We start from the raw sequence: 12,386 nt of genomic DNA on the forward strand, positions 1-12,386 counted from the left end.
CCTGAGCAGCACCGAGCAGACCGAGACACGACCCGAGCACGCCCGAGCCCCGAGGAAAGGTTCACCGCCATGTCGCACCTCCCCAGTCGCAGAGGACTGCTGTTCGGGAGCGCCGCCGTCTCCGCCGGCGTCGTGCTCGCGGGGTGTACGAGCAACGAGTCCAAGGACGAGAAGACCGGCGCGGACGACCAGCCGGTCGCCGACGACAAGCCCGGCAAGCGCGTCACCATCGGGTTCGCCGGTCCGCAGGCAGACCACGGCTGGCTCAACGCCATCAACGACAACGCCAAGCGGCGAGCCAGGAAGTACGCGGACGTCACCCTGGAGATCACCGAGGGCTCCAACGACACCGCCGCGCAGATCGGCCAGATCGAGACCCTGATCAACAAGAAGGTCGACGTGCTGGTGGTGCTGCCCGCCGACGGCAAGGCGCTCACCCAGGTCGGGCTGAAGGCGATGCGCGCGGGCATCCCGGTCGTCAACCTCGACCGCGTCTTCAACAGCCCCCAGGCGTACCGCTGCTGGATCGGCGGCGACAACTACGGCATGGGTCTCAACGCCGGGCACTACATCGGCGAGAAACTCAAGGGCAAGGCGAGTGCCCGCGTGGTCGAACTGGCCGGACTCGACAACCTGGAGCTGACCCGGCAGCGCACCAAGGGATTCGACGACGCGCTCAAGAACTACCCGAACATCAAGAAGGTCGCCCGTCAGGCCGCCGACTTCACCGTCGAGTCCGGTCAGGCGAAGATGGCCCAACTCCTCCAGGCGCAGTCGAAGTTCGACGCCCTGTGGAACCATGACGACGACCAGGGCGTGGGCGCGCTGCGCGCCATCGAGCAGGCCGGACGCGACGACTTCCTGATGGTCGGCGGCGCCGGGGCGCTCGCCGCGTTCCAGGCGATCAAGCGCGGCGACAGCGTGCTCAAGGCGACCGTCCTCTACCCGCCGACGATGGCCGCCTCCGCGATCGACCTCGCCCGCGCCCTCGGCCAGAGCAAGGGCATCGGCGGCCTCGCCGAGTTCGAGATCCCCGCCTCGATCACCCTCTACTCGGCCGTCGTGGACAAGGACAACGTCGACCAGTACATGCCCACCGGCTTCCGGTGACCGGGCCCTTGCCGCACCCGCACGGCACCACCCCGTACGAGGACGAGGAGAGGACCCACCGCATGGCACAGCCGCAGCAGTCAGCAGGGGAGCGGACCGGCGCGGACCGGCCGGACGGGGACGAGGGGCGCCCGGACGGGGACGAGAGCCGCTCAGACGGGGAAGCCGATCGCGTGGCGGGGCAGGAGGCTCGCCCCGCCGGGGACGGTGACCGCCCGGCGGATGGGAAACCGCCGCTGCGCGTCGGCATGGTCGGCTACGCCTTCATGGGCGCCGCCCACTCCCAGGGCTGGCGCACCGCGGGCCGCGTCTTCGACCTGCCTCGCCGCCCGGTCCTGTCCGTGCTCTGCGGCCGCGACGGCGCCGCCGCCCGCGCCGCCGCCGACCGGCACGGCTGGGCCGCCACCGAGACCGACTGGCGTGCCCTGATCGCCCGCGACGACGTCGACCTGGTCGACATCTGCACCCCCGGCGACAGCCACGCCGAGATCGCGGTCGCCGCCCTCGCCGCGGGCAAGCACGTGCTGTGTGAGAAGCCTCTCGCCAACACCGTCGAGGAGGCGGAGGCGATGGCCCGCGCGGCTGAAGAGGCGTACGAACGAGGTCAGTTGGCGATGGTCGGCTTCAATTACCGGCGCGTTCCCGCTGTCGCCCTCGCCCGGCGGATGATCACCGAGGGACGGCTCGGCACCCTGCGCCACGTCCGGGTGGCGTACCTCCAGGACTGGCTGGTGGACCCGGAGTTCCCGCTGACCTGGCGGCTGCGCAAGGAGGCTGCCGGGTCGGGCGCGCTCGGTGATCTGGGCGCGCACATCGTCGACGTCGCCCAGTATCTGGCGGGGGAGACGCTCTCCGGGGTCTCCGCCCTCACCGAGACGTTCGTACGACAGCGCCCCCTGCCGAGCGCGCCCACCAGTGGTCTGGCGGCGGTCACCGCCGCCGGTACCGGCCAGGTCACCGTGGACGACGCCGCCGTGTTCACCGCCCGCTTTCCCTCCGGTGCCCTCGCCTCCTTCGAGGCGACCCGCTACGCCACCGGTCGCAAGAACGCCCTGCGCCTCGAACTCAACGGCGAACGCGGCTCGTTGGCCTTCGACCTGGAACGGCTCAACGAACTCCAGTATCACGACGCCACCGAGGGCGCCGCGCACGCGGGCTTCCGCCGCATCCTCGTCACCGAGCCCGACCACCCCTATCTGGACGCCTGGTGGCCGCCGGGGCACGGACTCGGCTACGAGCACACCTTCGTCCACCAGGTCCGCGACCTCGTGCACGCCATCGCCGAGGGCCGCAGGCCACAGCCGTCCTTCGCCGACGGACTCCAGGTGCAGCGCGTCCTGGCCGCCGTCGAGGAGAGCGCGGCGAAGAACTCCGTCTACACCCCGATCGCGGTCTGAGGAGGGCCCCGCCATGCCCCGCACCTTCACCCTGTTCACCGGCCAGTGGGCCGACCTCCCGCTGGAGGAGGTCTGCCGCCTCGCGCGCGACTTCGGTTACGACGGACTCGAACTCGCCTGTTGGGGGGACCACTTCGAGGTCGACAAGGCACTTGCCGACCCGTCGTACATCGCGTCCCGTCACCAACTCCTCGGCAAGTACGGTCTGAAGTGCTGGGCGATCTCCAACCACCTGGTCGGACAGGCGGTTTGCGACGCCATCATCGACGAGCGCCACCAGGCGATCCTGCCCGCCCGGATCTGGGGCGACGGCGACGCCGAGGGTGTACGGAGGCGGGCCGCCGCCGAGATCGCGGACACCGCCCGCGCCGCCGGAGCCTTCGGCGTCGACACCGTGATCGGCTTCACCGGCTCCGCCATCTGGCACCTCGTCGCCATGTTCCCGCCCGCGTCCGAGGCGATGATCGAGCGCGGCTACCAGGACTTCGCCGAGCGCTGGAACCCCATCCTGGACGTCTTCGACGCCGAGGGCGTGCGGTTCGCCCACGAGGTCCACCCGAGCGAGATCGCCTACGACTACTGGACAACTCAGCGCGCCCTGGCGGCAGTCGACCACCGTCCCGCCTTCGGTCTCAACTTCGACCCCTCCCACTTCGTATGGCAGGACCTCGACCCCGTCGGCTTCCTCTGGGACTTCCGCGACCGGATCTACCACGTCGACTGCAAGGAGGCCCGCAAGCGCCTCGACGGCCGCAACGGGCGCCTCGGCTCCCACCTGCCCTGGGGCGACCCGCGCCGCGGCTGGGACTTCGTGTCCGCCGGGCACGGCGACGTGCCCTGGGAGGACGTCTTCCGGATGCTGCGCTCCATCGACTACCGGGGTCCGATCTCCGTCGAGTGGGAGGACGCCGGCATGGACCGGCTCCAGGGCGCCCCCGAGGCGCTGGCCCGCCTCAAGGCGTACGACTTCGACCCACCGTCGGCCTCGTTCGACGCGGCCTTCGGCAACTGACCCCACGTTCACGGCTATCCGCCCCCACCGGGATGACGGCGCATCCCGGCGCACCCGCACCCGCCCGTACGACCCGCCCCATCTGGAGGCACACGTGCACGGGAAAGACCGCCCCACCGGTACCCCCACCCGGCCGCCACGGCTGCGCACCGCCCTGGCCCTGATCGGTGCCGCGCTGCTCATCGGCGCCGCCCCCGCCCTCACCGCACCCGGCGCCGCCGTCGCCACCCCCGCCGACCGGGGTGGTACGGCCGCCGCCGAGGACTTCCAGCAGGTCGCCCTCGCCCAAGGCGCGGCGGAGGTCGGTGAGCCCATGAGCCTCGCCGTCCTGCCCGACCGCTCGGTCCTGCACACCTCCCGCGACGGCGAACTCCGCCTGACCGACGCCACCGGCACCACCCGGACCGCGGGCAAGCTCGCCGTGTACTCCCACGACGAGGAGGGACTCCAAGGCGTCGGGGTGGACCCGCACTTCACCGACAACCGGTTCGTCTACCTCTACTACGCGCCCCCGCTCGACACCCCGCCAGGCGACGCCCCCGAGACCGGCACCGCCGCCGACTTCGCTCCCTTCGACGGCGTCAACCGGCTCTCCCGCTTCGTCCTGAAGACCGACGGCACGCTCGATGCCGCCAGCGAGAAGAAGATCCTGGACGTGCCGACCTCGCGCGGCATCTGCTGCCACGTCGGCGGAGACATCGACTTCGACAAGGACGGCAACCTCTACCTGTCGACCGGCGACGACTCCAACCCCTTCCAGTCCGACGGCTTCACCCCCATCGACGAACGCGCCGACCGCAACCCGGCGTTCGACGCCCAGCGCACCGCGGGCAACACCAACGACCTGCGCGGCAAGATCCTGCGCGTCAAGGTGAAGGACGACGGCTCCTACGCGATCCCCGACGGCAACCTCTTCGCCCCCGGCACCGCGAAGACCCGCCCCGAGATCTACGCCATGGGCTTCCGCAACCCGTTCCGCTTCAGCGTCGACAAGGAGACCGGCGTCCTCTACGTCGGTGACTACGGTCCCGACGCCGGTGCCGCCGACCCCGCCCGAGGACCGGGCGGTCAGGTCGAGTTCGCCCGCGTGACCGGTCCCGGCAACTTCGGCTGGCCGTACTGCACCGGCAAGAACGACGCCTACGTCGACTACGACTTCGCCACCAAGTCCTCCGGCGCCGCCTTCGACTGCGCCGCCCCGAAGAACAACTCCCCGCACAACACCGGCCTGACCGAGCTGCCCCCGGCACAGCCCGCCTGGATCCCCTACGACGGCGCGTCCGTACCGGAGTTCGGCGACGGCTCCGAGTCCCCGATGGGCGGACCCGTCTACCACTACGACGCCGCCCTCGACTCCCCGGTGAAGTTCCCCGAGGCGTACGACGGGAACTTCTTCGCCGGTGAGTTCGGCCGCCGCTGGATCAAGCGCATCGACACCGGCGCCGACGGAGCGGTGCAGTCGATCAACGCCTTCCCCTGGACCGGCACCCAGGTGATGGACATGGCCTTCGGTCCCGACGGCGCGCTGTACGTCCTCGACTACGGCACCGCCTGGTTCGGCGGCGACGAGAACTCGGCGCTCTACCGCATCGAGAACGCCACCGACGGCCACTCGCCCGTCGCCAAGGCCGCCGCCGACAAGACCTCAGGTCAAGCCGCGCTGAAGGTCCGCTTCTCCTCGGCCGGCACCACCGACCAGGACGGCGACACCCTCACCCACCACTGGGACTTCGGCGACGGCACCAGCTCCACCGCCGCCAACCCCACGCACACCTACCGCAAGAACGGCACCTACACCGCGACCCTGACCGCCGAGGACCCCTCCGGCCGCACCGGCAGCGCCGCCGTACGCGTCGTCGTCGGCAACACCGCGCCCACCGTGACGCTCCAACTCCCGCAGGACGGGCAGTTGTTCAGCTTCGGTGACGCTGTACCGTTCACGGTCGAGGTCACCGACCCCGAGGACGGCAGGAACATCGACTGCTCCAAGGTCACCGTCCACTTCATCCTCGGCCACGACACTCACGGCCACCCGCTGACCTCCGCCCAGGGCTGCACCGGCACCATCCAGACCAGCGCCGACGGCGGTCACGACGAGGACGAGAACATCTTCGGGGTGTTCGACGCCGAGTACACCGACAACGGAGGCGGCGGCCAGGCGGCGCTCACCTCGCACGACCAGAACGTCGCCCAGCCCCGCCACCGCCAGGCCGAGCACTACACCGACTCCTCCGGCATCACCCCGCAGTCCAAGGACACCGCCCACGGCGGCAAGACCGTCGGTGACATCCACGACGGCGACTGGATCTCCTTCACGCCCTACGCGCTCGGCAACGCCAAGAAGATCAGCGCACGCATCTCCTCCGGCGGCGCGGGCGGCACGCTCGAGGTCCGCGCCGGATCGCCCAAGGGCACGCTGCTCGGCAAGGCGACCGTGCCGGTGACCGGGAGCTGGGAGACCTTCCAGGACGTGAGCGCCGACCTGTCCCGCGCGCCCAAGGTCACGACCACGCTCTACCTGGTCTTCAAGGGCGGCACCGGAGCCCTCTTCGACGTGGACGACTTCACCTTCACCACCGGCTGAGCGGAGGGCACCCCCATGCGCACCACACGCCCGCGCACGACACGCCCGCGCACCACACGCCTGCTCACCACCGCGGCCGTCGGAACCGCGCTGCTCCTCGGCTGCGTCACCGGCCCGGCCGCCGCACGCCCCGCGGACAGCGGACGGGTCCTGGTCTTCTCCAAGACCGCCGGATTCCGCCACGACTCCATCCCCGACGGCATCGCGGCCGTACGGCAACTCGGCGACACCGACGGCTTCACGGTCGACGCCACCGAGGACGCGGGCGCCTTCACCGCCCGCAACCTGCGCCGCTACGACGCCGTGGTGTTCCTCTCCACCACCGGCGACGTCCTGAACCCCGCCCAGCAACGCGCCTTCGAGGGCTACATTCACCAGGGCGGCGGCTACGTCGGCGTCCACGCGGCCGCCGACACCGAGTACGACTGGCCGTTCTACGGCGGACTCGCCGGAGCCTGGTTCGACTCGCACCCGTCGATCCAGCCCGCCACCGTCGTGGTCGAGGACCACGCCCACCCCTCGACCGCCTACCTGCCCGCCCGGTGGGAGCGCACCGACGAGTGGTACAACTACCGCTCCGACCCGCGCGAACGCGCCCACGTCCTGGCCTCGCTCGACGAGTCCACGTACTCCGGCGGCACCATGAACGGCGACCACCCCATCGCCTGGTGCCAGGAGTACCAGGGCGGTCGCGCCTTCTACACCGGCGGCGGCCACACCAAGGAGTCCTACGCCGACCCCGCCTTCCGCGCCCACCTGCTGGGCGGTCTGCGGTGGGCGACCGGCACCGCTCAGGCCGACTGCCGCCCGGAGAACGGCTACCGTGCGCTCTTCGACGGGAGCGCGGGGTCGCTCGACGGCTGGCGGCAGGCAGGACCCGGCTCCTTCACCCTGGCCGACGACGGCACCCTGACCTCCACCGGCGGCATGGGCCTGCTCTGGTACGCCGCCTCCGGTCTCTCCTCGTACTCCCTGAAACTCGACTGGAAGGTCACCGGCGACGGCAACTCCGGGGTCTTCGTGGGCTTCCCGCCCTCGGACGACCCCTGGTCCGCCGTCGACAACGGCTACGAGATCCAGATCGACGCCACCGACGTCCCGGAGAAGACCACCGGGGCCGTGTACGGCTTCCAGTCCGCCGACCTGGCGGCACGCGACCGCGCCCTGAACCCGCCGGGGGAGTGGAACACGTACGAGATCCGCGTGGAGGGCGAACACCTTCGCGTCTGGCTCAACGGCGTACCGGTCAACGACTTCACCAACACCGATCCGGCGCGCAGCCTGCGGGACGGACACATCGGTCTCCAGAACCACGGGGCCGGTGACGAAGTGTCGTTCCGTGATGTCCGGATCAAGGAACTGCCCGCTCAGGGCCGCTGACCGGCGGCGGGCGGGAGACGCCGTACTCCCGCCCGCCGTCCCCCCACCTTCACCGCTGCCCGAGCGCGTCCGCGCCCGACAAGGAGGCCGACCATGTCCGCGTCCCGTTCCCGAGGCCACGCCGGAGTGTGGCTCATCGGCGCCCGAGGCTCCGTCGCGACCACCGTCGTCGCGGGCTGCGCCGCGGTGACCTCGGGGCTGCACCCGCCCACCGGCATGGTCACCGAGACCGCCCTGTTCACCGGCTGCGACCTGCCCGAACTGCCCTCCCTCGTCTTCGGCGGCCACGACACCCTGGACTGCCCGCTGCCCAAACGCGCCGAGGAACTCGCGGCAGGCGGCGTCCTGCCACCCGGACTCCCCAGCGCCGTCGCCGCCGAACTCGCCGCCGCCGACCGCGAGATCGTCCCGGGCGGACCGCTCCCGGGCGACAGCCGCGACGAGCGGCAACTGATCGACGCCTTCGCCGCCGACATCCGCGACTTCACCGCCCGCCGCGCCCCCGCCGGAACCGTCGTCGTCAACGTCGCCTCCACCGAGCCCGCCGCCGGGGACTCCCTCCCGCCCAGCTCGCTGTACGCGGCGGCAGCCCTCCAGGCGGGCTGCCCCTACGTCAACTTCACCCCCTCCACCGGCCTCCACCACCCGGCACTGGCGGCGGCAGCGGCGCAGAGCGGACTGCCGTACGCGGGCCGGGACGGCAAGACCGGCCAGACCCTGCTGCGCTCGGTGCTCGGGCCGATGTTCGCCCAGCGCGCCCTCGCCGTACGCGCCTGGTCCGGCACCAACCTGCTCGGCGGCGGCGACGGCGCCGCACTGGCCGACCCCGCCGCGGCCGCCGCCAAGAACGCGGGCAAGGAACGCGTCCTCACCGACACCCTCGGCACACCGGTCCAGGGCGCCGTGCACATCGACGACGTCCCCGCCCTCGGCGACTGGAAGACCGCCTGGGACCACATCGCCTTCGATGGCTTCCTCGGCACCCGCATGATCCTCCAGACCATCTGGCAGGGCTGCGATTCGGCGCTGGCCGCGCCGCTGGTCCTCGACCTGGCCCGGCTGGTGCTCCGCGCCCGGACGGCAGGTCTGTCCGGTCCCCTGGGGGACCTCGGCTTCTACTTCAAGGACCCGGTGGGGGAGGGACCCGCGGCCCTGGGCGAGCAGTACGCGGCGCTCGCACGCTTCGCCGACCGGCTGCGTGGTGACGCCGGGGGCGCGGGGGAGGGGCGGTGAGGGTTCCCGGCACAGCGCCCGCGACCGACCCCACCGTGCGGAACACCACCGCTGCCGACGTGGACGGCCCTGCCGTTCCCACCTCCCCGCAACCCGCCCAGGGCAGCGGGAGCCAATCCGCCGCCTGGGCCGAACTCCTCCGCCTCCCCGCCCTGTTCACCGTCCCCGGTGACGTCCTGGCCGGCAGCGCCTCGGCGTCCGGTCGCCCCGGTCCTCGTACCCTGTGGGCCATCGGCTCCTCCCTCTGCCTGTACGAGGCCGGAATGGTCCTCAACGACTGGGCCGACCGTGCGGAGGACGCCGCCGAACGCCCGCACCGCCCGCTGCCCTCGGGCCGCGTCCGCCCCGCCGCCGCCCTCACCGCAGTCTGCGCCTTGACCATCGCGGGTCTCGCCCTCGCGGCGCGGTCCGGCCGACCCGCGCTCACCGTCGCCGTACCCCTCGCCGCCACCGTCTGGGCGTACGACCTCGGACTCAAACGCACCCCGGCGGGTCCTGCCGCGATGGCGGCGGCCCGCGCCCTGGACCTCCTGCTCGGCGCCGCCGCCACCTCGGGCCACGTCCGGTCGGCGCTTCCCTCCGCCGCCCTGCTCGGCACGCACACCCTCGCGCTCACGGCGGTCTCCCGCCACGAGACGCAGGGCGGCGCTCCGCTGACGCCGCTGGCGGCGCTTGCCACCACCGGTGTCCTGACACGTCTGGTAAGCCGAGGACGCACCCTGGCGAAGGGCAAACTACCCGGCGCCAAAGGCCAGTTGATCTCCTTCAGATCAGGAGTTCTCGCGGCGCTGCCCGCCGCCTGCGCCGCCGCCTACGCCGCGACCGCCGCCCGCCCCTACCTTCACGCCACCCTCAACCCCTCACCCCCGCTCACCCAACGAGCCGTCGGCGGCGGCATCCGCGCCACCATCCCCCTCCAGGCAGCCCTCTGCGCCCGCTCCGGCGCCCCGGTCAGCGCGCTCATCACCGCGGCGCTGGCCCCGCTCGCCGCACGGTTCGCGAAGAGGGTGAGCGTGACATGAGGTCCACGATCCGACGGCGTACCGAGAGCGAGCGGGCGGCCCGTCGTGACGCCCTCTGCCTCGGCACCGACGGCGCTCCCGACCCCGCGCCGGTCACCGCGTCCCCCGCCCCGCTCACCGCCCGAGTCACCAAGAAGGCGAGCGCGACCCGACCCCGCACCGGCGACGACGAACGACCCATCACCCCCACCGCCCTCCACTTCGGCTACGGCACCAACGGTCTGGCCGACCTCCGCCTCGACGACGCCCTCGCCCTCCTTTCCGACCTCGGCTACGACGGCGTCGGCCTGACCCTCGACCACATGCACCTCGACCCGCTCGCCCCGGACCTCGCCGCCCGCACCCGGCGGGTGGCCCACCGCCTGGCCGCGCTCGGACTCCAGGTCACCGTGGAGACCGGAGCCCGCTACGTCCTCGACCCGCGCCGCAAACACGGTCCCTCCCTTCTCGACCCCGACCCCGCCGACCGGGCGCGCCGTGCCGACCTGCTGATCCGTGCCGTCCGGGTCGCCGCCGACCTCGGTGCCCACGCCGTGCACTGCTTCAGCGGCACGCTCCCGCCCGGCACGGACGCGGACACGGCCTGGGACCGGCTGGCGGGAGCCCTCACCCCGGTCCTGGAAGCCGCGACAGCCGCCGGTGTCCCCCTCGCCGTCGAACCCGAGCCCGGCCATCTGCTCGCCACCCTCGCGGACTTCCACCGCCTCCGGCACGCCCTGGGCGACCCCGCTCAGCTCGGTCTCACCCTCGACATCGGCCACTGCCAGTGCCTCGAACCCCTCTCTCCCGCCGACTGCGTCCGAGCCGCCGCCCCCTGGCTGCGGCACGTCCAGATCGAGGACATGCGGCGCGGACGCCACGAACACCTGCCTTTCGGTGAGGGCGACATCGACTTCCCCGCCGTCCTCGCGGCCCTGGCCGCCACGCCGTACCAGGGACTCACCGTGGTCGAACTGCCCCGCCACTCCCACGCCGGTCCCCACTACGCCGAGATCTCCCTGCCCTTCCTCCAAGCGGCCGCCACCCGGTCCTTCCCCTCCACGGAAGGGAGCAGCGCATGACCTCCTCCCACACGGCACCCGAAAGCGCTCCCCCCGACGCCAGACCCTCGTCCGTCCTGGACGACCTGCGCACCCACCTCGCACCTCCCGCCCGCGACTGGCTGGACCACGCCCTGGGCGAAGCCGCCGACCCCACCGCCAGCCGCAGCTCCCTCCCCGCCTGGGAGTTGCGGCTCGCGGAGGCCGGGCGGCGATGCGGTCCCGCACACGCCGACACCGCCCGTGTCCTCCTCCTGCACGCTGCCCACCCCACCCCCGCCGACCTCGCCCGCCTCTACCACCAGGGCACCGCCGACGAACGCCGCGCCGTCCTGCGCGCACTGCCCGACCTCGTACCGGGTCCCGACGCCCTCCCCCTGATCGAGGACGCGCTGCGCACCAACGACACCCGGCTCCTGGCCGCCGCCGTAGGTCCCTACGCCGCCCGCCATCTGGACCCGCACCTGTGGCGGCACGCCGTCCTGAAGTGCCTGTTCACCGGCGTGCCCGTCGCCCATGTCGACCAGCTCGCCGCACGCGCCCGGGGTGACGGTGAACTCGCCCGTATGCTCACCGACTTCGCCGCCGAGCGCACCGCCGCCGGCCGCCCCGTCCCCTCGGACCTGGACCTCGTCCTGTCACTGACCGAGCCCGGCCCCCCGCCGCACACCACGGACGACCGCGACCCCCACCGCAAGGAGTCCTGATGCGCATCTTCGACCCGCACATCCACATGACCTCGCGCACCACCGACGACTACGAGGCCATGCACGCCGCCGGTGTCCGTGCCGTGGTCGAGCCCGCCTTCTGGCTCGGCCAGCCCCGGACCTCCACCGCCTCCTTCCTCGACTACTTCGATTCCCTCCTCGGCTGGGAGCCGTTCCGCGCCGCCCAGTACGGCATCGCCCACCACTGCACCCTCGCTCTCAACCCGAAGGAGGCAAACGACCCCCGCTGCACCCCCGTCCTCGACGAACTGCCCCGCTATCTCGTCAAGGACCGCGTCGTCGCCGTCGGTGAGATCGGCTACGACTCGATGACCCCCGCCGAGGACACCGCGCTCGCCGCCCAGCTCCAGCTCGCCGCCGACCACGGGCTGCCCGCGCTCGTCCACACCCCCCACCGGGACAAGCTCACCGGTCTGCGCCGCACCCTCGACGCCGTACGGGAGTCCGCGCTCGCGCCCGAACGCGTCCTGATCGACCACCTCAACGAGACCACCGTCAAGGAAGCCAAGGACAGCGGATGCTGGCTCGGCTTCTCCGTCTATCCCGACACCAAGATGGACGAGGAACGGATGGTCGCCATCCTCCGCGCCCACGGCCCCGAACAGGTCCTGGTCAACTCCGCCGCCGACTGGGGCAGAAGCGACCCCCTGAAGACCCGCAAGGTGGCCGACCTGATGCTGAAGGAGGGCTTCACCGAGGACGACGTCGACCGCGTCCTGTGGCGCAACCCGGTCGCCTTCTACGGTCTCAGCGGGCGGCTGGAGCTGGACGTCGCCGCGACCGAGCCCACCCACGAGGGCAACTCCATCCTCCGCGGCGTCCCCCGAGACACGGCGCCCGCCGCCGACCCCGCCGCCGCACCCGCCGGGGAGGAGTGACC

10 protein-coding genes are annotated in these 12,386 nt (G+C 72.3%); all 10 read left to right on the forward strand.

Going from position 1 to position 12,386, the window contains the following annotated elements:
• Positions 1–69 precede the first annotated feature (69 nt).
• The 10 genes from IF655_RS22805 to IF655_RS22850 all read left to right on the forward strand — a co-directional run bounded on the left by IF655_RS22805 (position 70) and on the right by IF655_RS22850 (position 12,384).
• A complete protein-coding gene (locus IF655_RS22805; RefSeq protein WP_199586945.1) occupies positions 70–1,110 on the forward strand; it encodes a substrate-binding domain-containing protein in 1,041 nt (346 codons plus the stop codon).
• Positions 1,107–2,507: a Gfo/Idh/MocA family protein gene (locus IF655_RS22810; RefSeq protein ID WP_374100315.1), complete on the forward strand. Its 1,401-nt coding sequence runs from the start codon at positions 1,107–1,109 to the stop codon at positions 2,505–2,507. The genes IF655_RS22805 and IF655_RS22810 overlap by 4 nt, the downstream gene beginning before the upstream one ends.
• A 13-nt stretch (positions 2,508–2,520) precedes the next feature.
• Positions 2,521–3,519, forward strand: coding sequence for a sugar phosphate isomerase/epimerase (locus IF655_RS22815; RefSeq protein ID WP_199586946.1), 999 nt, complete (start codon positions 2,521–2,523; stop codon positions 3,517–3,519).
• Positions 3,520–3,613: 94 nt separating this feature from the next.
• Positions 3,614–6,103, forward strand: coding sequence for a PQQ-dependent sugar dehydrogenase (locus IF655_RS22820; RefSeq protein ID WP_199586947.1), 2,490 nt, complete (start codon positions 3,614–3,616; stop codon positions 6,101–6,103).
• A gap of 15 nt (positions 6,104–6,118) precedes the next feature.
• Complete coding sequence (locus tag IF655_RS22825; RefSeq protein ID WP_242488874.1) at positions 6,119–7,483, forward strand: ThuA domain-containing protein; 1,365 nt, start codon at positions 6,119–6,121, stop codon at positions 7,481–7,483.
• A 93-nt stretch (positions 7,484–7,576) separates the two neighbouring features.
• The gene (locus IF655_RS22830) at positions 7,577–8,716 is read left to right on the forward strand and encodes an inositol-3-phosphate synthase (RefSeq protein WP_199586948.1); all 1,140 of its coding nucleotides are present in this window, start codon (positions 7,577–7,579) and stop codon (positions 8,714–8,716) included.
• A 59-nt stretch (positions 8,717–8,775) separates the two neighbouring features.
• Complete coding sequence (locus tag IF655_RS22835) at positions 8,776–9,738, forward strand: SCO3242 family prenyltransferase (protein ID WP_307815025.1); 963 nt, start codon at positions 8,776–8,778, stop codon at positions 9,736–9,738.
• The gene (locus IF655_RS22840; protein WP_242488875.1) at positions 9,735–10,799 is read left to right on the forward strand and encodes a sugar phosphate isomerase/epimerase; all 1,065 of its coding nucleotides are present in this window, start codon (positions 9,735–9,737) and stop codon (positions 10,797–10,799) included. Before IF655_RS22835 ends, IF655_RS22840 begins: the two co-directional genes overlap by 4 nt.
• Positions 10,796–11,485 carry an EboA domain-containing protein gene (locus IF655_RS22845; RefSeq protein ID WP_199586949.1) on the forward strand — a complete coding sequence of 230 codons (690 nt, stop codon included), beginning with the start codon at positions 10,796–10,798 and terminating at the stop codon, positions 11,483–11,485. Before IF655_RS22840 ends, IF655_RS22845 begins: the two co-directional genes overlap by 4 nt.
• Positions 11,485–12,384, forward strand: coding sequence for a TatD family hydrolase (locus IF655_RS22850; protein WP_199586950.1), 900 nt, complete (start codon positions 11,485–11,487; stop codon positions 12,382–12,384). The genes IF655_RS22845 and IF655_RS22850 overlap by 1 nt, the downstream gene beginning before the upstream one ends.
• The last annotated feature ends 2 nt before the right edge of the window (positions 12,385–12,386 follow it).

This window comes from Streptomyces sp. DSM 110735 (assembly GCF_016482685.1).
GTDB lineage: Bacteria > Actinomycetota > Actinomycetes > Streptomycetales > Streptomycetaceae > Streptomyces.

Excerpts from the sequence above, each read along its gene's own strand:
- IF655_RS22815 (WP_199586946.1), top strand. The coding sequence starts at position 2,521 with ATGCCCCGCACCTTCACCCTGTTCACCGGCCAGTGGGCCGACCTCCCG.
- IF655_RS22850 (WP_199586950.1), top strand. The coding sequence starts at position 11,485 with ATGCGCATCTTCGACCCGCACATCCACATGACCTCGCGCACCACCGAC.
- IF655_RS22845 (WP_199586949.1), top strand. The coding sequence starts at position 10,796 with ATGACCTCCTCCCACACGGCACCCGAAAGCGCTCCCCCCGACGCCAGA.
- IF655_RS22830 (WP_199586948.1), top strand. The coding sequence starts at position 7,577 with ATGTCCGCGTCCCGTTCCCGAGGCCACGCCGGAGTGTGGCTCATCGGC.
- IF655_RS22825 (WP_242488874.1), top strand. The coding sequence starts at position 6,119 with ATGCGCACCACACGCCCGCGCACGACACGCCCGCGCACCACACGCCTG.
- IF655_RS22805 (WP_199586945.1), top strand. The coding sequence starts at position 70 with ATGTCGCACCTCCCCAGTCGCAGAGGACTGCTGTTCGGGAGCGCCGCC.
- IF655_RS22840 (WP_242488875.1), top strand. The coding sequence starts at position 9,735 with ATGAGGTCCACGATCCGACGGCGTACCGAGAGCGAGCGGGCGGCCCGT.